Raw genomic sequence first — 23,517 nt, 5'->3', positions numbered from 1 at the left:
CTAACCTCCTGTATGGTTTTGGCCCTCATGGGGACTCATGACTACGTCTTCAATCGTGACGTGGACCTCTAAGTGTTTAGGATCAGCCATCACCGTAAGGGCCTTGGCGACGTTCTGCTGCACCGTCAGGGCCAGCGTCCGCAGCTGTGCGCCGTAATAGGCCTGAATGTGCACGTCTGCCGCGACGATGCCGTCCAGATATTTGACGACGATGCCGCGGCCTTTTTTTCCGGCCACGCCTTTGGTGCCCAAGGCCGCCGTCGCCGCAATCTTAGCCAGCGCGCTTTCGCTGATCGTATAGGCAAAACTATCGCTATGCTCCGTCATGACTGCCGCTCCTTTCCGCCCCGTCTCCCTCGCCGTCGGAAAACGCGATATCCTGAACGACGACATGGACGGCCGTCACGCTGCATCCAGCCGAGGATTCTACAGCGTCCTTGACCTTCTTCTGCACTGCCAGGGCAATATCGGGAATCCGATACCCATACTGCACGACAAGGCGCACCGTCAGCTCGACCTCCCGGCCGTCGATGACCGCGTCTACGCCCTGGGCCAGGCTGGTCCGCCCGATTTTCCGGGCCGCCGTTTCCGCAATAGACGCGCCCAGCGAAGCTACGCCGCTGACGGCGGCTGCCGTTTGGGACGCCAGTACGGAAATCGCCCGCTGTGAAATATGTACGCTTCCTAACGCATTCGTTTCCGTCGTTTCCATGATGACCACCATTGATAAAATTCACAAAAAGCGATGAGAAACTCATCGCTTTTCCAGTGTCTGTATGCTTATGCTCTGCCGATATAGTCGCCCGTTCTCGTATCGATCTGGAGAACTTCGCCTTCGTTGATGAAGAGAGGCACTTTAACGACATATCCTGTTTCCAATTTAGCCGGTTTGCTGCCGCCCGTAGCCGTATCGCCGCGGACGCCCGGATCGGTTTCAACGACCTTGAGTTCGACGGCTGCCGGCAAGTCGATGCCGATTACCTTGCCTTTAAACTGCATAACCGTAACCGTCATGTCTTCTTTCAGGAAGTTTACGGCGTTGCCGAGGTTGTCCTTGTTCAGTTCGATCTGTTCGTACGTTTCGTTGTCCATGAAGCAGTACATGCCGTCGTTTTCATAGAGGTACTGCATCTGGCGGCGGTCTACGCGGCCGTCCTGGACTTTTTCGCCGGCGTTCCATGTACGTTCGATAACGGCGCCCGTTTCGAGGTTTTTAATCTTAGCGCGGACAAAGGCTGCGCCCTTACCGGGTTTTACATGCTGGAATTCGACGACCTGCCATACCTGGCCGTCAATTTCAATCGTTACGCCTGGTCTGAAATCATTACTTGTAATCATAGTTTACTCCTCCTATAACAGCTCCATCAATTCTTTTGATGTCTTAGTTAGTATTTCACAGCCATCAGCTGTAACGGCAACGGAATCCTCTATGCGGACGCCGTATTTGCCTTCTATGTACAGTCCCGGTTCAACCGTGACTATCATATTCTCCTGCAGCGTGCCGGCCGCACGCGGCGAAAGCACGGGCTGTTCGTGGATCTCCAGCCCCGTCCCATGGCCCAAGGCATGGGTGAAGTATTGGTCTGCGCCCCGTTCGGAAAAATACTGGCGGACAGCCGCGTCGATGTCGCGGCAGGACGCTCCCGCCCGAACGGCGCCTAATCCCAACAATTGGCCTTCCAATACGGTTTGATAAAACTCCTTCTGCTCCGGCGATGCCTTGCCGACGACGACGGTGCGGGTCATGTCGGAATGATAGCCTTCCCACACGGCGCCGAAGTCGAAGGTAACGAAATCGCCGGCTTTGACGACCTTGCCGCTCGCCGTGCCGTGGGGCATAGCCGACCGGCGGCCTGAAGCCACGATGGTCGCGAAGGATCGTTCTTCCGAGCCGAGAAGAAGCATAGCGCTTTCCAGCCGCGCCGCCAATTCCCGTTCCGTCACGCCGGGACGGATATAGGGCAGCAGCTGGGCAAAAGCCTGATCGGCGATCTCGCTGGCCCGGCGCGTCGCCGTCAGCTCATAGGGCTCCTTTACCGCCCGCAGCTGTGATAAATCCTGAGCCGAGAAACAGCATTCTTCCAAGCCCGATGAAATGGCTTCGTAGAGCGAATGAGTCAAGAAGTCCCGTTCATACAGAACGGCTTGTACGCCCATACTGTTCAGGGAATCGCAGATGGAACCGGCCAGCTTTCCCTCGTGATTTTTCACGGCGTACCATTGGCCGGACTGCAGCGCCGCCTGCTCCGTGTATCGGGAGTCGGTCCACAGCACGGCGTCGGACAAGCTGACGACCAGCGCGCCTTCGCCGCCCGTAAAGCCGCTGAAGTACCGAAGGTTTTCCGGCTGCAATATGATTATACCGTCGGCAGTATGTTCATGCAGAAACTGCCGCAGGCGAGAAATCCGTTCTTCCATCACAATCATCCCCCACCGTATTTGGATTACATTTTATGATACCATATTACAGGCCATTTGAACAGGTTATTTATTCATAAAGGGGAATTCTCTTTCCTCTTCCCTCAGGGGACGAAATTCGCCGGGGCGCAGCGTTTCGTCGAGGCGCAGCCCGCCGATAGTATGGCGGCGCAGCGCGCGGACGCTGAGGCCGACGGCGGCGCACATGCGCTTTACCTGATGGAATTTCCCTTCCTGAACCGTCACCTCGACGGTCTGCTCCTCTATTTTTCTCGCCCGCGCCGGCAGGCACTGCAGCCCGTCGGCCAGCACGATGCCGCCTTGAAAGACATCGTCTATATCGTCGGGAATAGAGCCGTCGACTTCGGCAATATATATCTTATCGATATGCTTTTTCGGCGCCGTAATGCAGTGAGCCCACACGCCGTCGTTCGTCAGCAGCAGCAGCCCCGTCGTATCCTTGTCCAGACGCCCGACGGGAAATAATCCGGCCCCCTGGTATTGCTGAGGCAGCAAATCGAGAACCGTGCGGCTGCAGCGGTCCTCCGTAGCCGACAAGACGCCGGCAGGCTTGTTCATCATCAGATAATAGAACGCTTCGTATACAACAGTCGTTCCGTCTACGGAAATCTGGTCTCCTTCGGGATCGACCTTCACCGAGCTGTCACGGCAGCACTGGCCGTTGATGAAGACGTGCCCGCCCTTGCACAGCTCTTTCAGCTGGCGGCGCGTTCCCCAGCCGCAGTGGCCCAGGAGCTTGTCAAGACGCATTGATTTTGCCATATGCCGTCCTTTCCGCTCACAAGCTGGGCATGCTGGCCCACTGGGCCTGATAGCCCGCCATGCCTTCCAGATGCTGCGTGCAGTTCATGAGAGTCATGACGTTCTTGTCGCCGTGGTATTCAATGATATTAAAGGCCGTATTATACTGCTGGAAACACCAGATGCGGCTCATTTCCAAGCCCAGCAGGCCGAAGATCAGGCAGCGGATAGACGCGCCGTGCGACGCGATGAGCACCGTGTCGCCGTCCTTATGGCGGCTCAGCAGCTCCTTCGTCTTGGCCGTAATCCGCCGCTCTACTTCGCAGAACGATTCGCCGCCCCGCGCCCGCAGCGTGCCGTTGGAGCCGTAAAAGGCCTCGATTTCGCCGGGCCACATCTGGGTAATTTCCTTGTACGTATGACCTTCCCATACACCGAAATCAATTTCCTTCAGCTCGTCGTAGGAATATACGGGCAGGCCGTGAGGTTCGGCGACGATTTCCGCCGTGCGGCGGGCCCGCTGCAGCGTGCTGCTGTATATGCCGCTGAAGGGGACGTCCTTCAAAAAGCGGCTCAGGCACTGCGCCTGCTCGATGCCGCGGGCGTTGAGCGGCACGTCCGTAGAGCCCTGATACCACTGCTGCACATTGCCGTCCGTTTCGCCGTGGCGCACTACATATAACTTTATCATGATGTTCCTCCTACCGTTTCATGTCCTTGGCGACAGCCTGAGGCCGTCCCTTTCCATTATATCCAAATACACGCCGTCTGAACAGCTCCGGATGCAAGAAAGGCCAGGCCCAGCAGCAGCATTTCGCTTAATTCGATGACGGCGCCGTACGTATCGCCCGTCACGCCGCCCAGCCGCCGGGCGATATACGTATTCAATCCCAGCGAAATCAGCATCACCGCGCCTAACAGCAGGAAATAGCCCCAGCCGGCGACTGCCAGCGGCGGCAAGGCACACAGGAAGGCCTTGACCAGGGCGCGGCGGGGCGCATATTGGACGAAGGACTGTCCCAATCCCTGCTGGCGGGCATAGGGAAATTGAAAGATCCCGATGAGCACGCCGAAACGGGCCGCCGTCGGCACGGCCAGCAGCGCGGCGCAGACCGACTGCTGCGGCAGATTCGCCAGAAAGCAGACCTTCAGGGCCATGCAGGAAACAAAAGCGACGACGCCGTTCGAGCCGACGCAGCTGTCCTTGAGTATTTCCAGCATGCGCTCGCGGCTCCGCCCGGAAAACAACCCGTCAGCCGTATCCATGAGGCCGTCGGCATGAAGGCCTCCCGTGACCAACAGCCAGCACAGTACCAGGAGAACAGCCATATAAGGCTGGGAAAACCACAGGGATATGCCGACATAGGCCAAGCAAAGGACTGCACCGATAACGGTCCCTACGAGGGGGAAAAATATGACCGAACGGCCAAAGTCCGCCTCCGTCCAGACAGTCTGGGTCACGACGTGGATGCGCGATAAAAACTGCAGGGCAATAAAAAAGGATTTCATCGGCAGCCTCCCGGCGGAACGGACGCTCTCAGCCGCGTGAGCTCTACGGGAATGCCGCAGACGGTCCAGTACACCTCGTCGGCCTGACCGGCGGCGTATTGGTTGACCTTGCCGACGACGTCCCGGTACAGGCGGCTTATGTGGCTCATCGGCACGATGCCGCATCCCAGCTCGTTGGTCACGAAAATCACCGTCTTATCCGCCGTCTGCCGGACGGCCCCGACGATATTCTCCATCTCCTGCAGCGCCCCCTGTAGTATCTCTTCGTCCCTGGCCGTTTCATGGGCAAACAGATAATTTGAAAGATACAGCGTCAGGCAGTCGACGAGAACGGCGTCGGCCTGCTCCAATACGGCAGGAAACGCTGCGCTCAGGCCGGAGGATATCTCCAGCGTCTGCCAGTCTTCCGGACGGCGGCGGCGGTGCTCGGCAACTCGCTCCTTCATTTCTTCATCTAATATCTGGGCCGTCGCGACATAGGCTTTGCGGCCGGAACAGGACGTCAGATATTCTTCGGCAAACAGACTCTTGCCGCTGCGCGCGCCGCCTGTCACGACAATCAGCTTCGATTTCATAGCTGCCTCCCCTCATAAAAATCGGGCGTGCCGCAGACACGCCCTTCCATACTAAGGCTCTTACTTTTTAATTTCCGTATATAAGTGGAACAGTTCCGGCAGGATGATCTTTTCCATGCCTACTTTAATCAAGCTGGGCAGGCCGGGCAGGCAAAATACCATGCACTGATGAACCAGGCCGGCCGTCGAGCGGTAGGCCATGGCCTGCACGCCGCAGACGCGGCGATAGGCGAAATACGTAAGCATTTCGGAAAATCCGGGAATTTTCTTTTCAAAGAGAGGCTCTATCGCCTCCAGCGTCACGTCCCGCTTGGCAATGCCCGTGCCGCCGCTCGTAATGACGACGTCGACGCTGCACACCCATTCGTGGATGTGACGGGTAATATCCTCTTTATTATCTTTTACGATAGCGTAATCGACGACCTGATGCCCCCGGTTTGTCAGAGCCGACTGAATCATCAGGCCGTTTGTATCATCCGAAAAAGTCCGGCTATTGCTGATAGTCAAAATAGCCGCACGCAAAGGACGTTCTTCAATTTTCTTTCCCAACGTAATCCCTCCTTACAGTTATACATGCCAATCAGACCTTATCACGAACGAAAACAAATCGACATGCTCTTACTATAGTATTAATTCGACCTTCAGAAGACAAATTCCTACCGGGGATTTTTAAAAAATTTACGTCTTCCTGCCTATTCTGCCCCTCCGCCTGTTGTAAATTTTTTCCTTTTTCGTATAATAAAAGGGTACCTTGTTATGGAAAGGAGCGTTTCGTTTGCTAAAGAAAATAACCGCGTTATTGGCCGTCTTTCTCATGGCCGGCACAGCCCTGGCGGCGGCCATGTTTTTCGACGACAATCCCCGCTATATCCAGGTAGGCCATGACGACACGACGGAATCCTACGTCGACATGAACTCCATCCAGTCTATCCGCTATGACCCGCCGTATTATATCATCAAGGCCACCGTCGTGACGTACGATTATACGACGAACGTCGCTTCGGGATATGAAAACAAGTTTTTCTACAACTTTAAAGCCCAGACCGTCAAAACACAGACCCTGTCGACACTGCTGTACGACGACAAGGGAATTCCTACCAGACAGATCATGCTCCCCAACCCGGCCGTAAACGCCTGCGACCGCTATTCCGTAAACGGCAAGGCTGCCGACAACGCCTTCTTTACCTGCTACAGCATGACATTTTATCACACCTTTACTAAACAGCCCCCATCTTCAACGAAAAGGAATGAATAGCCATGGATTCACTGCTTCACACCGGCGGCACCTTGCTCACGATTCTCTTCATCGCCGCCGTCCTCTACTCCCTGCTTTCGTCGTTTCGCAAAAAACGCAAAAAAGCGGCCCGGCAAAAGGACCTGGAAACGAAACAGCACGTACAGGTAGAAAACCTGCACCAATACGACGTCCAGCCGCAGAAGGGCTACTACGCCTATCCCATCGACGCCTCGGACGCCCTTCGCCGCTACCCCCAGCAGTTTACGGCCCTGTCCCTGGTCCTGGCCAACGAGCAGCCCTACTCGGTCTGCCTCATCGGCTTCGCCGAGTTTGAAAAGGGCCAGCTGAAAAACACCCACTATTTTTACGTCCGCCCGCCGGAAAACAACATTACCAATAAAAAATATCCCGAACTGACCTGGGATGTTCTCCGCAAAGCCGACGAATTCGGCGAATACTGGGAAGCCGGCATGAAAGACTACTTCGTCGGCCGCACCCTCGTCGCCCACAACGCGCCCTTCGTCATGGGCTGCATCGCTCACGCGCTGAAAATATACGGCATCGACGCGCCGTGCCTGCGCTTTATCGACACGATGGAAGCAGCCAAGACATTATACCATTTCCCTTCTAATAAGCTGACAGCGATCAGCGAGGAAATGAACATTGAAATGGACGAACAAAACGCCCTCAGCGCCGCCATGGTCGCCGGCCAGTTCCTCATCAAAGCCAAGCAGGATTATCCCCTGTATTTGCCGACCATCCATTTCGCCTACGGCATGCCGACGCAGGACGAACGGCTCGCCGCCGTCGTCGCCGCTGTCGAACGGGAAGAATGCACGGCCGAAGAAATCTTCGCCCCGAACCCGGCCGACATGGATGTCATTCAGACCTTGCTGGATAAAAAATACATCGAGCACGGAGACAAGGAAGGGACGTACTACGCGACAGACGCCGGCCTCGACTTCTCCGAATCGCTGCCCTGACCAACCAACGCACACGTATATACTAGACATACAAAAAAGATGAGACTGCCTGCAGCGCATTCTCATCTTTTTTGTATGTCTTTATTTTCGTCCTAATTTGTATATCGTCAGGGCCTTCCACACATCGCCTTTTTTCAAGATGGGCTGGGGAAATTCCGGATGCTCCAGCGCATTGGGATAATACTGCGCTTCCAGGCAGAAGCCGCTGCGGCGGTCAAAGACTGCGCCGCCCTTCCCCAAGGGCGTGCCGTCGAGGTAATTGCCCGTATAAAACTGCACGCCAGGCTGGCTCGTATAGGCCGTCAGCGTAATGCCCGTCCGATTTCCTACGGCATAGGCCATGGGATATACCGTGCCGTAAGCCGTAGGCACGGCCTGGGATTCATCGCGGCGGACGATCCAGTTATGGTCGTAGCCGCGGGCCTGGCGGAGCTGGACGTAGTCGTCGTCGATATGGCGCCCAATCGGCGTCAGCTCCCGCAAATCCATCGGCGTGCCCGCGACGGCGACGATATTGCCGTTCGGCAGGGATTCGGCATCGCTTTCCGTGAAGAAATCGCTGAACAGCTGGATTTCCTGGTCGAGGACGGAACCGCTGCCGCAGCCGTTCAGGTTAAAATAGGTGTGGTTCGTCAGGTTGCATATCGTATCGGCGTCGCTGACCGCTTCGTAGCGGATAATAACGGCGTCGTCGTCTGTCAAATCATACCAGACGGATACCTGAAGGGTGCCGGGATAATTTCCTTCTCCGTCGGGGCTCGTATAGGTCAGCTTCAGTCCTTCCGCCGTTTCTTCGGCCTGCCAGAGCTTTTTATTGAAGCCGGTCAGGGTGCCGCCGTGCAGATGATTGCGGCCGTTGTTGCATTCCAGTTGGTACTCTTTGCCGCCGATGTGCAGACGGCCCCGGGCAATGCGGTTGCCGCAGCGGCCGATAAGGGCTCCGATATATTTGTCTTCGTTCACATAGGTTTCGACATCGTCATAACCCAGGACGACGTCGACATCAGTACCGTCGGCCCCCTTCGTATGCAGGGCCTGGACATGGCCGCCGTACGTGCAGATGGACAAAGCCGTGCCGTTGGCGTTGGTCAGGGTATAAAGGAAGACGGGCCTGCCGTCTGACAGACAGCCGAAGTCTTTTTTAGAAATAGTACTCATGGCATTCACTCCTCTTTTGACTTTTTGCGCACTTGTTCACGCGCACACCTTGTGTTAAAATAGGGAAAACAAAATTAGTGTACATTATATATTTACATCATTCGTAATTCCCAGGAGGGAAATATATGGTAACGATAAAACAAATCGCCGATCTCTGCGGCGTATCCCGCGGCACCGTAGACCGCGTCTTAAACAACCGCGGCAACGTCAAGCCGGAAAAGCGCGAATTAATCCTAGAAATGGCCAAGAAGCTCCACTACAGGCCTAACCCGGCCGGCAAGGCCCTGGCGGCGCAGAAGAGCAATCCCGTCGTCGCCGTCGTCCTGCCCTCTAAGAGCATCCGCTTCTTCGACGACATCATCGACGCTCTGGAAAAGGCGGCCCGGAAATACGAGTCCTACGGCATGCGCACGGTCTGGCACACCGTACGGGGCTATGACGTAGAAGAGCAGTGCCATATCCTCGATCAGATCAAGGGACAGATCAACGCCCTCATCATCAATCCCATCAACGATCCGAAAATAGCAGCCAAGCTGAACGAGCTCATCGCCGCCGGCATCTTCGTCGTCACGATCAACAACGACATCGAGCAGGCCAGCACCCACTACTATGTGGGCAGCGACTACGTAAACGGCGGCCGCACTATCGGAGCGCTGCTGAAGATGTTTTCCCCCGGCCCCTGCCACATCGGCGTCGTCCTGGGCTCGCTGAAAATCTTAGGCCACCGCCACCGCCTGCAGGGCCTCAAGGAAATACTGGGCGGCGATCCCCAGTATGAAATTACGGCCCTCATCGAAGACAATGACGACGATATTTCGTCGTACGACGCGACGAAAAACCTGCTGAACAAGCATCCGGACATCAACGTCCTCCTCATCTTGTCCTCCGGCGGCTCCTACGGCACCTGCCGGGCAGCTCTGGCCAGTCCCCGCCGGGACGACCTGCTCATCCTCGTCTTCGACACCATTCCGACAACGCGGGAAATGATGAAGGCCGGCGACATCAAGGCCGCTATCTACCAGCATCCCCACCAGCAGGGCCAAAAGGCGATGCAGCTCGTCTTCGATTACCTGGTCAACGGCATCGTTCCCGACCGGGAACGGTACATCATGAACAACGAAATACGCATTGCAGAAAACATGTAATCTTATAAAAAAGAGAGGCTTTCGCGAGCCTCTCTTTTTTATTGATGTAACACTATAAGCTGACGATTAGCAGATTTCTACTAAGTCCAGGTCGAACATGACGGCCAGGTCGTGGATTTGTTCTTCCGTCAGGCGGAAGCTCAATACGGTATGGTGGCCGCCGCCGGCGTGAATCCAAGCCGTAGCGCCTTTCTTCAAGCCGACCTTCGGCGTCCAGAGCTGTTTTGCCACAGGAAGGTGGGGCGTTTCCGCTTCGGGCTTGCGGCACGTTACGGGGTAGCTGATAAGGCGGAAGCCGCCGCGGAAATCGGCTACCGTCAAGTTGACGGCATCGCCTTCCGAACCGGTGAAGACGAGGCGGGCCGGGTCTTCTTTATCGCCGATATCCAGGGGATGCACTTCGATGCGCGGCTTGTCGCTGGCAATGGTCGGGTCGACTTCCAGCATGTGCGCGCCCAAAATTGCTTCGTGGCCTTTGCGCAGGTCCAGCGTATAGTCTTCCATAAATACGGTACGGTCGTTGTGAGCCATGATCTTCATCAGGCGCGTCAGGGCGGCCGTCTTCCAGTCGCCTTCGGCGGCGAAGCCGTAGCCTTCCTTCATGAGCAGCTGCGCAGCCAGGCCCGGGAGCTGTTCCATGCCGCAGAGATCCTGGAAGTTCGTGCAGAACGCCGTATAGCCGCCCTTATCCAGGAAGCGCTTGATGCCCAGATATTCTTTGATTTGCACGCGGACGTTGTGTTCAAATTTTTCCGGCGTGTTGTCCCCTACGACCATCGTATATTCTTCCTTCAGCTGGTCGTATACAGCCTGTACGTCTTCGTCGCTGACGCTGTTAATAACCGGTACGAGGTCGCCAACAGGCCAGTAGTCGACAGTCCAGCCCAGGCGAATCTGCGCTTCTACCTTGTCGCCTTCCGTGACGGCTACGTCGCGCATCGTATCGCCGAAGCGGCATACCTTGATGTTGAAGCTTTCGTTGTACGCAACGGCGACGTCCTGCCATTTGGCGATTTCATCCTGTACGTCTTCGTCTTCCCAGTAGCCGTATACGACTTTGTTCTTCAGATTCAGGCGGGCGTTGATGTAGCCGTATTCGCGGTCGCCGTGAGCGCTCTGGTTGAGGTTCATGTAATCGAAGTCAATCGTATCGTAGGGGATGTTGTTCAAATACTGCGTTGCCAGATGAAGGAGCGGTTTCTGCAGGAGCATGGTGCCGCGAATCCAGTTTTTCGCCGGCGAGAAGGTATGCATCCAGGTGATGACGCCGGCTACGTTGTCGTTGTAGTTTACGTCCTTCATGAACTGCGTAATGCCGTCGGCCGTCGTCATGACGCCTTTGTATACGACCTTATAGGGCAGCTTGCCGCTGGCATTGAGCTTGTTGACCATATCTTCCGTATCGCGGTCTACGTTGCGGAGCTGTTCTTCGCCATACAGATACTGGCTGCCGGCGACAAACCAAAATTCATAATCTTTTACTTGTAACATGGATGGTTCCTCCTTATATATGTGAAATACTGATAATAGATATTCTTTATTTTTTCTGTCCGTAATAGGCGTTGGCCCCGTGCTTGCGGTAGTAATGCTTATCCAGCAGGTACTGGGGCACGCGGATGTCGGCGCGCGTGAGCTGGAGCGCGTGGTAGTTCATTTCAGCGACGACTTCCAGAATCTTGGCCGTCTCTACGGCCTTCGCCGCCGTCGGTCCCCACGTAAAGGGCCCGTGCTGTTTTACCAGTACGGCCGGAACGGCGTCGGGGTCGATGCCCCGTTCGGCAAAGGTGCGGACGATGACTTTGCCCGTATTTTCTTCATAAGCACTTTCGATTTCTTCCTTTGTCAGCGCGTCGGTCACGGGCACGTCGCCGTAAAACGTATCGGCATGAGTCGTGCCCATAGCTTCGAGGTCTACGCCGGCCTGGGCGAAGGATACGGCCCAGGGAGAATGGGCGTGAACGATGCCGCCGATATTCGGAAAGGCCTTGTACAATACGGCGTGAGTCATCGTATCGCTCGACGGGTTTAAGTCCCCTTCGACGACCTTGCCGTCCAAATCTACGACGACCATATCGGCAGGCGATAACTTTTCATATTCTACGCCCGACGGCTTGATGACGAACAGGCCCTGTTCCCGGTCAATACCCGATACATTGCCCCACGTAAAGGTGACGAGCTCCAATTTCGGCAGGCGCATATTCGCTTCATAGACCTGCTGCTTCAATTCTTCTAACATACTATATCCCTCCCGGCAGGGTTACTCTGCCAACGTGCGGCCCGCTTCTGCTTCGACAGACAAGGCCCGCTTATAGTTTTCAATAAAGGCGTTGCAGCCTTCTACGCCTTCGGCGTTCGGCGTCAAGGTGACGCTCTTCGGATGGCGGAATACCCGTTCATCGAGGAAGTCGGCCAGCGTTTCGCCTTCCTGGCGGACCTCCATGTATACGGCCAGTACGGCCATGCCCCACGGGCCGCCTTCGCCTGCCGTATCCATAATGGTAATCGGCATGTTGAGGGCGTCGGCCAATACCTGCTGCCCGATGACCGGCGTCTTAAACAGGCCGCCCTGGGCGATCATGACGTCCGTTTCAATGCCTTCTTCCTGAACCAGGATATCCATGCCTATTTTCAGCGGCGCAAAGGCTGCGTACAGCTGGGCCAGCATGAAGTTCGGCAAGGTAAAGCGGCTGTGCGGCGTACGGACGAACAGCGGCCGGCCGTTGTCGATGCGCGTTACGTTTTCGCCTGACAAATAGCTGTAGTTGACCAGTCCGCCTGCATCCTTGTCGGCCGTGCCGGCCAGGTTGAACAGCGTTTCATACAGCTTGTCCGGCCCGATCGCCAGGCCCGTCGCCGCGGCAAACTGGCCGAACAGGTCCACCCAGGCGTTGATGTCCGACGAGCAGTTATTCGTATGTACCATGGCGACAGGAGCCCCGTCAGGCGTCGTGACGACGTCAATATCTTCATGGACGCCCTGCAGCGGCCGGTCCAATACGTTCATGGAAAAAGCCGACGTGCCGACAGAAATGTTGCCGGTCCGTTTGCGGACGCTGTTCGTGCTGACCATGCCCGTACCGGCGTCTCCTTCAGGCGGAGCCATATGGCTGCCCTGTTCCAGACGGCCTGCCGGATCGAGGAGGCGCGCCCCTTCTTCCGTCAAGGTACCGGCCCCTTCCCCGGCCCGCAGTACCTTCGGCAGGAGGTCGGCTAGCTTCCACGAATAGGGCTTTACCGCTTCCAATTCGTCGAACAGGGACAGCATCTTCGCGTCGTACGTGCCTGTCCTTTCATCGACGGGGAACATGCCCGACGCGTCGCCGATGCCCAAGACTTTTTCGCCGCACAGCATCCAGTGGACGTATCCGGCCAAGGTCGTCAGGAAGGAAATCTGCGGCACATGGTCTTCTCCATTTAAAATAGCCTGATACAGATGGGCGATGCTCCAGCGCTGGGGAATATTGAAATGGAAGGCTTCCGTCAGCGCCTTGGCAGCCTGTCCGGTAATATTATTTCTCCACGTACGGAAGGGAACGAGCAGTTCGCCTTGCGAATCAAAGGCCAGGTAGCCGTGCATCATGGCGCTGACGCCGATAGAACCGATGCGCGTCAGCGGCACGTGGTAGCGGCTCTGCACGTCGGCGGCCAGCTGGGCATAGCAGGCCTGAATCCCCTTCCATACTTCATCCAGCGAATAGGTCCACACGCCGTCGCGCAGGGCGTTTTCCCAGCCGTAGCTGCCCGAAGCGATGGTCTGGCAGTCGTAATTGACGAGAACCGCCTTGATGCGGGTCGAGCCGAGTTCAATTCCTAAGGCCGTTTCGCCGGTTTTAATGTTCGCTGCAACCTTTAATAAATCCATGAGACAAATCCTTTCTCCCGTAAAGGAATACACTAATTATCTTCTCTTCGTTCCCTGGGCTTCGATTTCTTCCAGCGTATGGCCGCGCGTTTCGGGAACACATTTCGTCACGAAGCATACGCCGAGCATGCAGATGACGCCGAAGATAGCGAAGACGATTTCCTGCGGCATCGAAGCCGTCATGATGGGGAACAGCAAGCCGACCAGGAAGGAACCGATCCAGTTGAAGGACGAAGCCATGCCGGACGCCCGGCCGCGGATGGCCAGCGGGAAGATTTCGCCGACGATAACCCAGGTCAGCGGAGCCCATGTAAAGGAATAAAAGGCAACGTAAATGCACAGGAAGAATACGATCATCATCGGGTTCGTGTCCGGCATGATGCTGTTGATGATAGCCGGCAGGATAAAGGACAGGCCCATAATCGTGCCGCCGACTTTCAGCAGCGTGCGGCGGTTGAACTTATCGGCAATGACCAGGAAGACGAGGGATCCCAAAACGAGGAGAACGCCCTGAATAATCGGCCACATGAGCTGCGAGCTGGCGGCATGTCCCGTCGCCGTTTCGACGATCAGGGGAATGTAATAGAAAATCGCATTGGCCCCTTGGAATTGCTGGAACGCGGCGACGCCGATGCCGGCGACGACCAAGTACTGGTATTTGCCGCTGAACAACATTCCCCAGGAGCTGTTTTGCGCAGCATGGGCTTCGGCGGCGACGGTTTCCTGAATTTGTTTCAATTCCGGTTCTACTTCGTCGCTGGGACGGATATAGCTCAGCGTACGGCGGGCTGCATCCAATAAGTTATGACGGACGAGAAAACGCGGCGATTCGGGAAGGCGAAGGACGCCGAAGAACAGGATAATAGCCGGAACAGCAGCTAAGCCGAGCATTAAGCGCCAAGCGTACATTTCAGGCAAATCCTTCAGCAAATAGTCGACGATGTACGACAGCAGCATGCCCGATACGATCATCGTCTGGTTGATGCCGGACAAGCGGCCCCGCAGATGAGCTGGAGCCATTTCCGACATATAAGCCGGCACGAGAGCCGACGCGGCGCCAACGGCCAAACCAAGTAAAATACGAACGCCGATCAGGTAATATTGGCCGTTGTCCGGAGCAATCCCCGACAAGACAGAGCCGACGACGAAAATCAGCGCAGAAATCAAAATCATCTTGCGGCGGCCCAATTTATCGGACAGCTGGCCTGCCAGCGCGCCGCCGAAAATAGCGCCGAACATGACGGCCGACGTAATCCAGCCGATGATGCTGGCATTGCCGTGCAGCCCCCAGTCGTCCTGCAGGAAGGGCAGCGCCCCGGTCATAACGCCGATGTCGTACCCAAACAAAATACCGCCAAAAGAGCCGAAAAAGTAAATAAAAGAGCTGGATATCTTTTTATTATCTTTTTCCGCTGTGCTCGTGTTCATTTCTTCATTCCTCCACTCAGCAATACGTACAATTAAAATATGGTTTTTTCTTACTTTTTATAAATTGTGTTCGAACACAGTTTTGTTATGTATATCCTATCCCTTTGTAAACCTTTTGTCAATAGTGTTCACGAGCACATTTTCTCATAAGACGGCGCTAATCGCACAGGACAGCGCATTGTTAACCATAACCAGTAGGAGGAATCCCCCTATTTTACGCCGTCTTTCACGACTTGCAGTTTACGCATTCTTTACGCGGCGCCGGCAAAAAAATGTATTGTTCAGGCTCTGCGCCCAAAACGCCGGCACTTTTCCCTGCCTATCCGTTGACAAAGCCCTGCAACCGTGATAGAATTTCTATTGTTATGTTTTATTAAATTTTTATATGAGGTGATGTAGAAAATGGCAACGAGGAGAGAAGCACGTTTTAAGCAATGTCGCCGGTTCGGACTCAATGTGTACGGACATCCTAAGGCATTAAAACGTGTGAAGAAAGAACAGCGTCAGAAAAAGATGTCTGAATACGGCACACAGTTACTGGAAAAACAGAAGCTTCGCGCATACTACAATTTGCTCGAACGCCAGTTTGTCCGGTATTATGATAAAGCCAAGAAGATGGAAGGCGTTACTGGCGAAAACATGCTGAAATTGTTGGAATGCCGTTTGGATAACCTGGTATATCGTATCGGTTTTGCAAACTCCATTCGTCAGGCCCGCCAGATGGTCAACCACGGCCACATCTTGGTAAACGGCAAACGTTGCGACATTCCGTCGGCACACGTAAAAGTAGGTTCCGTTATCACGCTGAAGGAAGCTTCCCGCGCTAACGAAATGTACAAAAAATCCTTCCAGGAATTGAAAACCTTCGATGTTCCCTATATCGAAAAGAACTTCGACGGCTTCGAAGGCACGCTGACCCGTATGCCCGAACGCTCCGAAATTCCTGTAGAAATCAACGAAACGCTCATCGTCGAATTGTACTCCAAGTAATACCGAGCACAATAGCACAAAACCAAAACAAGGAACCCTGTTATATGCAGGCTTCCTTGTTTTTTTATTGCTCATCAAGTCTTCTAAAAGCAAATGAAATACATTTTTTGCCTCGTTTTTGCCCCGCCCTTGATAGCCATAGGATTTCGCCTGCAATGAATACGAACAGCCAGAGCATGAACGTAAACGGCAGGATTTCCTGGAAGCAAAGGCGGAAGGCCGCCAGGTAGGCGATGGCCCAGAAGGGCTGAATCAGGTTGGCCATCTGCGCGCCCGTGCCGTAGGCGTTGATAACCTGCGAAACGGGAACGCCCAGGTGCTGAGCCGCCGGAACCAAGTACGGCGCTTCGATGACGAATTTAGACCCTGCCGACGGGACGAAGAAGTCCATGATGCCGGTGTAAATGAATACGATCCACGGATAGGTCCCTGGCGTCGCGATGGAGATAAACAGCTCCGTAATTTCGTCGGCCAAGCCGGAGAAAGTAATCAGACCGAAAATGCCGGCGTACAAGGGGAACTGGATGATGACGCCGTATACGGTCGTCGCCCCTTCTTTTACCGATTCGATATAGCTGTGCGGCGAATCGTGGAACAATAAGCCTAAGCCAAAGAGGGCGAAGTTGATCGTATTCAGGTTGATCTTGCTGACGCCTTCCGTAATGACGTGGTCACCGAACCAGATGAGAATTAATAAAGCGATGAGGGTATTCAATACGCGGGACCGTTCCCACCGTTCGGCCGGCGTCAGTTTCTTCGACGCGTCGATTTTTTCCGGTTCCGCCGTAAATTCCTTGTACAGCTCGTCGCTGATTTCTACAGCCTTTTCCTTTTTAGGCATGAGCAAATAGTAAATAACCGGCAACAGCAGCAATTCCAATACGAGGAAGGTCATCATGTACGGAGACAAGGACGTCTGGCTGATCGGCACGATACCGCCCATGATCTTTTCCATAAAGTTGCCCGGCGTCGCCGACAGCAGCGGCGCGGCCTGGGAGATGCCGTTGGCCATGATATTCATGCTCGTATAAGCCATGGCGACGATAAAGGCATAGTGGAAGCCCTGCCCTCTTTTGCGGATAGGATTTCCTTGCCCATGATGATCGTAGCCATGAGGCCGACGCCCCAGTGAAGCCAGGAAATAACGCCGGTAATCAGGGCGAACAGGGCGATGGTGCCGCCGCGCGTCTTCGGCCAGTCAATTAAGCGGACGATGCCTCTGCGAATCGGTTTTGCGTTAGCAATAACGAAGCCGCTAATCATCATCAAGCACATCTGCATGGAAAAGCTTAATAATTCCCAGAATCCTTTTGCATAATCTTCAACCAATCCCCACGGCGTCGAATCTGTAAAAATCAGCGCCAGAACGAAGACGAATACGGTCAGCCCCAATACGAATACCATGGAGTCGGGAATATAGTTTAAGCTGAATTCTATAAACTTATCGGTAATCGTCTTCTTCTGTGCGTTTTGCGAATTTGCTTGCGCCATAATAAGCCTCCTTTATATAATCCGGCATGACGGGAACCTCATTCTACTTCTTCATACGCCCCGTCGTCTTTCGTCCGCGCCCCTTCTCCCTCCAGTACGCCGCCGACATGACAGTCGGGGCAGGTCCCGAAGGCGTCGCCGAATTCCGGAATCAAATCGATAGCGTATTTAAATTTCTTGCCGCACTGCGGGCAGCGGTAATACATAAAACAATGCCCCCATGTCATACCTGTCACACTCCTATTATTTCAGACCCAGGATTTCGCGCGCTTCTGCCGGCGTTGCGACTTCCTTGCCGTATTCTTCGATGCAGCGGCGCGCCCGTTCTACGAACTGGCGGTTGCTGTCGGCCAGCACGCCCTTGGCGTACATGACGTTGTCTTCCATGCCGACGCGGAGATGGCCGCCCAAGGCGATGGTGGCGTACATGATTTCCATGGCGCTGTGGCCTACGCCGAAGGCCGACCAGGTAGAGCCCGGGCACAGGGTATCCATCGTTTCCTTCATGAATACGAGGTTCTTAACCGAGCCGGGAATGCCGTTGGCGCAACCCATGCACATCTGGAAGTGGAGCGGCGCTTTCAATACGCCTTTTTTGAGGTAGTAGGCGGCGTTGGCGATCATGCCCGGGTCGAAGGCTTCGATTTCCGGCTTGATATTCAGTTCCTGCATGAGCGTTCCCAAATCTTCCAGGAATTTCGGCGGGTTGAGGAACAGGCCGCTGTTCATCCAGTTCATGGAGCCGCAGTCGTACGACGCCATTTCCGGCTTTAATTCCTTCAAATGGAGCTGGCGCGTTTCTTCCGTCGCGTGGAGGTCGCCCGACGTCGTAAGGTTCAGGACGATGTCGCAGTCGGGATATTTGGTCTTGATGGTCTGTACGGTTTCGCGGAATTTATCGGCGCTCATGGTGCCGTTGCCTTCGTCGTCGCGCATGTGAAGGTGAGCGACGGCGGCGCCGGCCTGCCAGCACTGATAGACGTCGTCAGCAATTTCCTGCGGCGTTAGGGGAACGTTCGGATTGTTTTCTTTCTTGGGCCATGCGCCCGTTACAGCTGCGGTGATGATAACTTTGTTTTTCAAATTGCTCATGATAGGTTTCCTCCTTAACATGCGATCTTATTCTTTGTCTTTTTTATAAAGCATGTGAATTAAATAGTCGTTCAGCCCCTTGCGTTCTGCTGCGATGGATTCGTCGTCCCATTTGAAGAAGCCTTCGCCGCTCTTGAAGCCCATCTTGTTTTCTTCCTTCATCTTGACCAGCAGGGGCGACGGCGTCGTATCGCTGCACAGATATTTCAAGATGTATTCGTGAATGTTGTAGGTCAAGTCCGTGCCGACCAAATCGGAGTTAACCAACGGCGGCAGCTGGGGCAGGCGGAGGCCGAAGCTGTATTTAACGGCTTTATCGACCGTTTCGGCGTCGGCAATCCCCTGTTCGACGATATAAATCGCTTCTCTCCACAGGGCGTGCTGCATGCGGTTGGCAATGAAGCCCGGCACGTCGCGCTGGCAGATAACCGGCTTTTTGCCTACTTTTTCCAAAATGTCGTATACCTGCTGGGCTACTTCGTCAGACGAGCCGTTGGCTTTGACGACTTCTACCAGGGGAATCAGCGTTGCCGGATTCCAGAAATGGGTGCCGACGAAGCGTTCTTTGTGCTTGACGCGGGCGCTGATTTCCGTCGGGATCATGACGGACGTATTGGTGCAGAAAATCGTGTCGGGACGGCACATGATTTCCAGCTTTTCGAAGACCGACTGCTTCAATTCCATGTTTTCAAATACGGCTTCGACGACTAAATCCGTCTTCTGGCACAATTCAGGGCTCAAATCCGTCGTAAAGCTGATGCGGCTCAGCTGCTGTTCCGCCGTATCAGCGTCAACGATGCCCTGATCGACAAAGGACATCATTTCCTTGCGGACCTGGCCGAGAACGTCGTTGTCGGCGATATCATATAAAACGATGGAATATTCCGGATTGCGGGAAAATACCTGAGCGATGCCCCGGCCCATCAAGCCGGCGCCGTACACTAAAATCTGTTTTACTTCCATATGCGTATTGCCTCCTTGAATTTCTATTTGAAAATATATATGAAATTTTCATGCCATATACAAAAGGGCGTAAAACAGGCATTTTTCCATCGTTACAGTGTAAAATGCTTTTACACTCCGTTTACACTGTAAACACATTTTACACTTTTTTACACGAGCAAAAACCAGTACCGGCAGTAAGCCGCAGGTACTGGCTTTTCATTTCGTCATTCAAATTTTCGTTTGTCTATACCGTATTCCTTGACGCGCTTATACAATGTCGGCCGGCTCATCCCCAACTCCTTCGCCGCATGGGACATATTTCCCTTATGCTCCTTCAAGGCCGATTCGATCCGGTCTCTTTCATGCCGCAGGGGCCAGCCTACGGCCAGCGGCGGCGCAGCCTCATCAGCCCTCCGCCCAATGGCGTCGGGAATATCTATCAGCGTGACGTAGTCCCGTTTGCATAGGATGACGGCCCGCTCCATCACGTTTTCCAGTTCCCGGATATTGCCGGGCCACCGATAGGCATGAAAGGCCCGAAGAACGTCCTCCGATATATCGGCGACGTGCTTATCGTAAATTTTATTATAGACCGTCAAGAAATACCGGGCAATTTCCTCTATGTCCCTTCCCCGTTCCCGCAGCGGCGGCAAGGGAATAGTAAACACGTTGAGGCGGTAATACAAATCTTCGCGGAAGGTATGGTTTTCAATGCACTTGCGCAGATCCTTGTTCGTAGCCGACACAATGCGGACGTCGATCTGTATGGGCTTCGCGCCGCCGATGCGCGTCACCGTCTGCGTCTGCAGCACGCGCAGCAGCGTCACCTGGACATCGTAGGGCATGTCGCCGATTTCGTCTAAAAACAAGGTGCCTCCGTTTGCCAGCTCAAACTTGCCCGGATGCCCCTTCTTATCGGCGCCGGTAAAGGCGCCCTTTTCATAGCCGAAGAGCTCGCTTTCTATGAGGGTACGCGGGATAGCGCCGCAGTTAATCGCCACAAAGGGGCCGTTCCGCCGGCTGCTGGCATTGTGAATGGACTGGACGAACAATTCCTTCCCCGTCCCGCTCTCGCCGGTAATTAAAATCGACGGATTATGGGCTGCCCCCAGTTCGGCGATGGTTTTCACCTGGCGAATCGCATCGGACGAGCCGATAATGTCGTCGAAACTGAACGTCGGCTCGGCATAGATCATCTTGGTCGCATTCAGATGGGCTTCGGTCTGCTTCGACAGGGTAATAATATATTCCTGCTCTTTTTCGCCGATATTGATGCGGCGGATATAGCAGTACAGCAGGTAGTTCCGTTTGTAGACAAAATCGGGGCAGCCCGAGCTGACCAGCTCGTAGCAGTACGTTTCGCCGTTCTTCGTATTGGCGGCGATTTTATCCATAGACAGCTTCGAGTCAAAATACGGGCAGACGTTCGTCCCCGGCACATCCTTCAAGTCCTTCTTAATTCCCAGCAATTTCACAGCGCCTTCATTGATGACCTTGACGGTTCCCTCTTCATTGCAGTAAATGATGCCCGTCTTAATGCTGTCCAGCGTCGTATATAGCCGGGAGTTTACTTTTTTCAAGGACTGGCTCATAGCGTACAAGCGCTTCGTCGCTTTTTCCAATGCATACTGCTTGGAAATGGCTTCCGCCGCGATGACGGCCAATCCCAGCGTATGCAGATGGGAATACCACCAATGGCCCGATACGGCGATAAAGCCTAAAATCTCCTTCGTCTCTGGGTCGACGATAGGGCAGGCGCCGCCGGCCAGGTTGTCGTCGATAGACGAGGCATGCTCCGTCGATACCAGGATAAAGGGCTTTTTATAGGTAAAGACCAGGTGAAACAGCCCGCCGTAGGGCGCGTCGCTTCCCCGGTTGGAGCCTTCGATCAGGCCTGTCGCCGCCAGCTCCTTCAGCATCGTATCCGACCCGACCAGCTTTAAGATGACGCCGTCGCGATCCAATAGGGTAATCCAAAAGGTGTCGTTCTGCAAAAACGTATACAGACGCTCCATATACGGCACGGCAATGGTCAGCAGCTCTTCCTCCTTCTGCGTGCGCAGGTACAGGTCCGTCACGACGGGCTTTTTGAAATCCGGCGTGCGGTAGCCCCTGTCGTAGGATACCTTCCAGCCATGCAAAATTTCCTCCCGCACGTCTGTAATGCCGTCAAAGCTGCCGCTGGCAAAAAATTTCGCCCGCATGTTGCCGACATGGAGGATATGCTGCGGGTTAAATAGATTCTTTATATCTAGTTTTGTCAAGTGTATCGTCACGCTCCTCTATCCGACAAATTACCGTTATCTCACATATATATTATTATACCATTCCTTTCGGCCATTGACTGCATTTTTGCCCTTCATGCCGTCAAATATATGTCCAAATTCATGAAAGGACCGTTCACATGACAAAAAAACGCCCCAATAGGAAATCATGTCTTCACGATTTCCTATTGGGGCACTGCGCAGTTGCTTATCTATTCCAGAACATTAGTCGGCGCTGATGACCTTGCCGGGGTTTAAAATCCAGTTGGGGTCGATAGCCCGTTTGATAGACTTCATGAGTTCCAGTTCTACCGGATCGGTGTATTTTTCCATGTAGTCGAGGCGCTTAAAGCCGATGCCGTGTTCGCCGGACAAGCGGCCGCCTAAGCCGTATACGTATTTATAGGCGACGTCGCGGAATTCTTCCAGCTGTTTTTCCCATTCTTCATCGCTCATATCGCATTTCAGGATTTGGAAATGGAGGTTGCCGTCGCCGGCATGAGCCAGGCAGAATACGCGGAAGTCGTATTTCTTGCTTTCTTCGACTAAGGACTGGATGCAGTCGGCAATCTTCGTGACCGGTACGACCAAATCTTCCGACGTGGCGACCTTGGAGAACACGCGGGTGCTTTCCAGGCAGTTGCGGCGGACTGTCCACACTCTGTCGTCGGCTTCTACGACGTCCGTTGCGCCGCAGGCTTCGCAAATGGCCGCCAATTTTTCCATCTTGTCGTCCAATTCGTCTTCATTGAACGTTTCGATCGAAATGATATCGTAATAACCGTCTTCATAATGAGGCAGGCGCAGGTCGCTGTAATCGCTGGCGCTGCGGACGAAGTTGTTGTCCATAAATTCGACGGACGTCGGATTGAGGCCGGCCTTGATTAAGTTCGGCACCAGGGCCGTAGCTTTGCCCAGATCGGTAAAGACGGCCAATACGTCGAGGCGGTACGGGCACAGGGGGACGAGCTTCAGCGTCGCCTTCGTAATAATGCCCAGCGTGCCTTCCGAGCCGATGACCAGCTGGTCGAGGCAGAAGCCTGTCGAGCATTTCTTCAAAGGCGCGCCGAGGTTGGCGATCTTGCCGTTCGGCAGGACGACTTCAATGGCGTATACCTGATGACGGGTCGTACCATAGCGCACAGCTTTGTTGCCGCCGGCGTTGGTAGCCAGGTTGCCGCCGATGAGGCAGCTGTCGGAGCTGCACGGGTCGCCGGCGTACAGCAGGCCTTTAGATTTAGCCAAATTTTGAATGTCGATCGTACGCACGCCCGCTTCGACAACCATGTACATGCCTTCTTCGTTGACTTCCAAAATGCGGTTCATCCGTTCCATCAGCAGGACGATGCCATGGTATACCGGCACGGCGCCGCAGCTGACGCTGGTGCCGGCGCTTCGCGGCGTAACGGGAACGTTGTATTTATTAGCGATCTTGACGATTTCAGCCACTTCTTCCGTATTGGCCGGCAGCACGACGACTTCCGGCGTGCGCCAATACGACGGCGCCAGGCTTTCGTCAGATTTATACACATCTAATACGTCGGGCGCCGTTTTGACGTATTTTTCCCCGACGACGTCCTGAAGAGCCTTGACGACTTCTTCTGTAACCGGATTATATTGTTTCATAACTAACTGCATCCCCTTTTTTACGATATACT

General features: G+C 54.4%; 25 protein-coding genes. 4 read left to right on the top strand and 21 right to left on the bottom strand.

Annotated elements, in window-relative coordinates; all coding sequences use genetic code 11:
• The 9 genes from CJ260_RS03800 to CJ260_RS03760 form a co-directional block, all read right to left on the bottom strand.
• Positions 1–327 (bottom strand): Asp23/Gls24 family envelope stress response protein, encoded by a 327-nt coding sequence (locus CJ260_RS03800; protein WP_157949735.1) that lies wholly within the window; start codon positions 325–327, stop codon positions 1–3.
• A complete protein-coding gene (locus CJ260_RS03795; protein WP_095629253.1) occupies positions 314–712 on the bottom strand; it encodes an Asp23/Gls24 family envelope stress response protein in 399 nt (132 codons plus the stop codon). The genes CJ260_RS03800 and CJ260_RS03795 overlap by 14 nt, the downstream gene beginning before the upstream one ends.
• Positions 713–780: 68 nt before the next feature.
• Positions 781–1,338: an elongation factor P gene (gene efp / locus CJ260_RS03790; RefSeq protein ID WP_087476862.1), complete on the bottom strand. Its 558-nt coding sequence runs from the start codon at positions 1,336–1,338 to the stop codon at positions 781–783.
• A 12-nt stretch (positions 1,339–1,350) separates the two neighbouring features.
• Positions 1,351–2,421 carry a Xaa-Pro peptidase family protein gene (locus tag CJ260_RS03785; RefSeq protein ID WP_095629221.1) on the bottom strand — a complete coding sequence of 357 codons (1,071 nt, stop codon included), beginning with the start codon at positions 2,419–2,421 and terminating at the stop codon, positions 1,351–1,353.
• Positions 2,422–2,484: 63 nt separating this feature from the next.
• Positions 2,485–3,201, bottom strand: coding sequence for a pseudouridine synthase (locus CJ260_RS03780; protein WP_095629220.1), 717 nt, complete (start codon positions 3,199–3,201; stop codon positions 2,485–2,487).
• A 16-nt stretch (positions 3,202–3,217) separates the two neighbouring features.
• Positions 3,218–3,871: a histidine phosphatase family protein gene (locus tag CJ260_RS03775; RefSeq protein WP_095629219.1), complete on the bottom strand. Its 654-nt coding sequence runs from the start codon at positions 3,869–3,871 to the stop codon at positions 3,218–3,220.
• A 56-nt stretch (positions 3,872–3,927) separates the two neighbouring features.
• Positions 3,928–4,689, bottom strand: coding sequence for an adenosylcobinamide-GDP ribazoletransferase (gene cobS, locus CJ260_RS03770; protein ID WP_095629218.1), 762 nt, complete (start codon positions 4,687–4,689; stop codon positions 3,928–3,930).
• Positions 4,686–5,264 carry a bifunctional adenosylcobinamide kinase/adenosylcobinamide-phosphate guanylyltransferase gene (gene cobU / locus CJ260_RS03765; protein ID WP_095629217.1) on the bottom strand — a complete coding sequence of 193 codons (579 nt, stop codon included), beginning with the start codon at positions 5,262–5,264 and terminating at the stop codon, positions 4,686–4,688. Before cobU ends, cobS begins: the two co-directional genes overlap by 4 nt.
• A 60-nt stretch (positions 5,265–5,324) precedes the next feature.
• Positions 5,325–5,813, bottom strand: coding sequence for a molybdenum cofactor biosynthesis protein B (locus tag CJ260_RS03760; RefSeq protein WP_087476856.1), 489 nt, complete (start codon positions 5,811–5,813; stop codon positions 5,325–5,327).
• A gap of 226 nt (positions 5,814–6,039) precedes the next feature.
• Here CJ260_RS03760 and CJ260_RS03755 point away from each other — a divergent pair, with 226 nt between their 5' ends.
• Together CJ260_RS03755 and CJ260_RS03750 are read left to right on the top strand one after the other, a co-directional pair.
• Complete coding sequence (locus CJ260_RS03755) at positions 6,040–6,519, top strand: hypothetical protein (RefSeq protein ID WP_233127887.1); 480 nt, start codon at positions 6,040–6,042, stop codon at positions 6,517–6,519.
• A gap of 2 nt (positions 6,520–6,521) precedes the next feature.
• On the top strand, positions 6,522–7,484 hold the full coding sequence (locus tag CJ260_RS03750) for an exonuclease domain-containing protein (RefSeq protein ID WP_095629216.1): 963 nt from the start codon (positions 6,522–6,524) through the stop codon (positions 7,482–7,484).
• Positions 7,485–7,565: 81 nt separating this feature from the next.
• Here the strand turns inward: CJ260_RS03750 and CJ260_RS03745 are convergent, their stop codons facing one another.
• Positions 7,566–8,642, bottom strand: coding sequence for an aldose epimerase family protein (locus CJ260_RS03745; RefSeq protein WP_095629215.1), 1,077 nt, complete (start codon positions 8,640–8,642; stop codon positions 7,566–7,568).
• A gap of 125 nt (positions 8,643–8,767) precedes the next feature.
• On the opposite strand from CJ260_RS03745, the gene CJ260_RS03740 reads away from it, so the two are divergent.
• Positions 8,768–9,787, top strand: coding sequence for a LacI family DNA-binding transcriptional regulator (locus tag CJ260_RS03740; RefSeq protein ID WP_095629214.1), 1,020 nt, complete (start codon positions 8,768–8,770; stop codon positions 9,785–9,787).
• A 66-nt stretch (positions 9,788–9,853) separates the two neighbouring features.
• Here CJ260_RS03740 and araA read toward each other — a convergent pair whose 3' ends face one another.
• Genes araA through CJ260_RS03720 form a run of 4 tightly spaced genes read right to left on the bottom strand, consistent with a single transcriptional unit; the run spans position 9,854 to position 15,077 of the window.
• Positions 9,854–11,278 carry an L-arabinose isomerase gene (gene araA / locus CJ260_RS03735; protein ID WP_095629213.1) on the bottom strand — a complete coding sequence of 475 codons (1,425 nt, stop codon included), beginning with the start codon at positions 11,276–11,278 and terminating at the stop codon, positions 9,854–9,856.
• 46 nt (positions 11,279–11,324) lie between these two features.
• Positions 11,325–12,023: an L-ribulose-5-phosphate 4-epimerase gene (locus tag CJ260_RS03730; protein ID WP_095629212.1), complete on the bottom strand. Its 699-nt coding sequence runs from the start codon at positions 12,021–12,023 to the stop codon at positions 11,325–11,327.
• A 21-nt stretch (positions 12,024–12,044) separates the two neighbouring features.
• Positions 12,045–13,649 carry a xylulokinase gene (locus CJ260_RS03725; RefSeq protein ID WP_095629211.1) on the bottom strand — a complete coding sequence of 535 codons (1,605 nt, stop codon included), beginning with the start codon at positions 13,647–13,649 and terminating at the stop codon, positions 12,045–12,047.
• A 36-nt stretch (positions 13,650–13,685) separates the two neighbouring features.
• Positions 13,686–15,077 (bottom strand): sugar porter family MFS transporter, encoded by a 1,392-nt coding sequence (locus CJ260_RS03720; protein WP_087476849.1) that lies wholly within the window; start codon positions 15,075–15,077, stop codon positions 13,686–13,688.
• Positions 15,078–15,479: 402 nt separating this feature from the next.
• On the opposite strand from CJ260_RS03720, the gene rpsD reads away from it, so the two are divergent.
• Complete coding sequence (gene rpsD, locus CJ260_RS03715) at positions 15,480–16,067, top strand: 30S ribosomal protein S4 (protein ID WP_087476848.1); 588 nt, start codon at positions 15,480–15,482, stop codon at positions 16,065–16,067.
• A gap of 64 nt (positions 16,068–16,131) precedes the next feature.
• Here the strand turns inward: rpsD and CJ260_RS03710 are convergent, their stop codons facing one another.
• The 7 genes from CJ260_RS03710 to CJ260_RS03685 all read right to left on the bottom strand — a co-directional run bounded on the left by CJ260_RS03710 (position 16,132) and on the right by CJ260_RS03685 (position 23,485).
• On the bottom strand, positions 16,132–17,103 hold the full coding sequence (locus tag CJ260_RS03710; RefSeq protein WP_198947386.1) for a TIGR00366 family protein: 972 nt from the start codon (positions 17,101–17,103) through the stop codon (positions 16,132–16,134).
• On the bottom strand, positions 17,085–17,558 hold the full coding sequence (locus CJ260_RS13305; RefSeq protein WP_198947383.1) for a TIGR00366 family protein: 474 nt from the start codon (positions 17,556–17,558) through the stop codon (positions 17,085–17,087). The genes CJ260_RS03710 and CJ260_RS13305 overlap by 19 nt, the downstream gene beginning before the upstream one ends.
• A 38-nt stretch (positions 17,559–17,596) precedes the next feature.
• Positions 17,597–17,785 carry an excinuclease ATPase subunit gene (locus tag CJ260_RS03705; protein WP_095629210.1) on the bottom strand — a complete coding sequence of 63 codons (189 nt, stop codon included), beginning with the start codon at positions 17,783–17,785 and terminating at the stop codon, positions 17,597–17,599.
• A 16-nt stretch (positions 17,786–17,801) separates the two neighbouring features.
• Positions 17,802–18,650, bottom strand: coding sequence for a 3-keto-5-aminohexanoate cleavage protein (locus tag CJ260_RS03700; protein WP_198947382.1), 849 nt, complete (start codon positions 18,648–18,650; stop codon positions 17,802–17,804).
• A 27-nt stretch (positions 18,651–18,677) separates the two neighbouring features.
• Positions 18,678–19,613 carry a 3-hydroxyacyl-CoA dehydrogenase family protein gene (locus tag CJ260_RS03695; protein WP_095629209.1) on the bottom strand — a complete coding sequence of 312 codons (936 nt, stop codon included), beginning with the start codon at positions 19,611–19,613 and terminating at the stop codon, positions 18,678–18,680.
• A 206-nt stretch (positions 19,614–19,819) separates the two neighbouring features.
• Positions 19,820–21,859, bottom strand: coding sequence for a sigma-54-dependent Fis family transcriptional regulator (locus CJ260_RS03690; RefSeq protein ID WP_095629208.1), 2,040 nt, complete (start codon positions 21,857–21,859; stop codon positions 19,820–19,822).
• 225 nt (positions 21,860–22,084) lie between these two features.
• A complete protein-coding gene (locus CJ260_RS03685) occupies positions 22,085–23,485 on the bottom strand; it encodes an FAD-binding oxidoreductase (RefSeq protein WP_087476843.1) in 1,401 nt (466 codons plus the stop codon).
• Between the last annotated feature and the right edge of the window lie 32 nt (positions 23,486–23,517).

This window comes from Megasphaera sp. ASD88 (assembly GCF_002287425.1).
GTDB classification, from domain to species: domain Bacteria; phylum Bacillota; class Negativicutes; order Veillonellales; family Megasphaeraceae; genus Megasphaera; species Megasphaera stantonii.
Note: the sequence above shows the minus strand (reverse complement) of the source record. Positions and strands in the feature narration are given on the sequence as shown.

Excerpts from the sequence above, each read along its gene's own strand:
- CJ260_RS03800 (WP_157949735.1), bottom strand. The coding sequence starts at position 327 with ATGACGGAGCATAGCGATAGTTTTGCCTATACGATCAGCGAAAGCGCG.
- CJ260_RS03795 (WP_095629253.1), bottom strand. The coding sequence starts at position 712 with ATGGAAACGACGGAAACGAATGCGTTAGGAAGCGTACATATTTCACAG.
- efp (WP_087476862.1), bottom strand. The coding sequence starts at position 1,338 with ATGATTACAAGTAATGATTTCAGACCAGGCGTAACGATTGAAATTGAC.
- CJ260_RS03780 (WP_095629220.1), bottom strand. The coding sequence starts at position 3,201 with ATGGCAAAATCAATGCGTCTTGACAAGCTCCTGGGCCACTGCGGCTGG.
- CJ260_RS03775 (WP_095629219.1), bottom strand. The coding sequence starts at position 3,871 with ATGATAAAGTTATATGTAGTGCGCCACGGCGAAACGGACGGCAATGTG.
- cobS (WP_095629218.1), bottom strand. The coding sequence starts at position 4,689 with ATGAAATCCTTTTTTATTGCCCTGCAGTTTTTATCGCGCATCCACGTC.
- cobU (WP_095629217.1), bottom strand. The coding sequence starts at position 5,264 with ATGAAATCGAAGCTGATTGTCGTGACAGGCGGCGCGCGCAGCGGCAAG.
- CJ260_RS03750 (WP_095629216.1), top strand. The coding sequence starts at position 6,522 with ATGGATTCACTGCTTCACACCGGCGGCACCTTGCTCACGATTCTCTTC.
- CJ260_RS03745 (WP_095629215.1), bottom strand. The coding sequence starts at position 8,642 with ATGAGTACTATTTCTAAAAAAGACTTCGGCTGTCTGTCAGACGGCAGG.
- CJ260_RS03740 (WP_095629214.1), top strand. The coding sequence starts at position 8,768 with ATGGTAACGATAAAACAAATCGCCGATCTCTGCGGCGTATCCCGCGGC.
- araA (WP_095629213.1), bottom strand. The coding sequence starts at position 11,278 with ATGTTACAAGTAAAAGATTATGAATTTTGGTTTGTCGCCGGCAGCCAG.
- CJ260_RS03730 (WP_095629212.1), bottom strand. The coding sequence starts at position 12,023 with ATGTTAGAAGAATTGAAGCAGCAGGTCTATGAAGCGAATATGCGCCTG.
- CJ260_RS03725 (WP_095629211.1), bottom strand. The coding sequence starts at position 13,649 with ATGGATTTATTAAAGGTTGCAGCGAACATTAAAACCGGCGAAACGGCC.
- CJ260_RS03720 (WP_087476849.1), bottom strand. The coding sequence starts at position 15,077 with ATGAACACGAGCACAGCGGAAAAAGATAATAAAAAGATATCCAGCTCT.
- rpsD (WP_087476848.1), top strand. The coding sequence starts at position 15,480 with ATGGCAACGAGGAGAGAAGCACGTTTTAAGCAATGTCGCCGGTTCGGA.
- CJ260_RS03710 (WP_198947386.1), bottom strand. The coding sequence starts at position 17,103 with ATGGCTTATACGAGCATGAATATCATGGCCAACGGCATCTCCCAGGCC.
- CJ260_RS13305 (WP_198947383.1), bottom strand. The coding sequence starts at position 17,558 with ATGGCGCAAGCAAATTCGCAAAACGCACAGAAGAAGACGATTACCGAT.
- CJ260_RS03705 (WP_095629210.1), bottom strand. The coding sequence starts at position 17,785 with ATGACATGGGGGCATTGTTTTATGTATTACCGCTGCCCGCAGTGCGGC.
- CJ260_RS03700 (WP_198947382.1), bottom strand. The coding sequence starts at position 18,650 with ATGAGCAATTTGAAAAACAAAGTTATCATCACCGCAGCTGTAACGGGC.
- CJ260_RS03695 (WP_095629209.1), bottom strand. The coding sequence starts at position 19,613 with ATGGAAGTAAAACAGATTTTAGTGTACGGCGCCGGCTTGATGGGCCGG.
- CJ260_RS03685 (WP_087476843.1), bottom strand. The coding sequence starts at position 23,485 with ATGAAACAATATAATCCGGTTACAGAAGAAGTCGTCAAGGCTCTTCAG.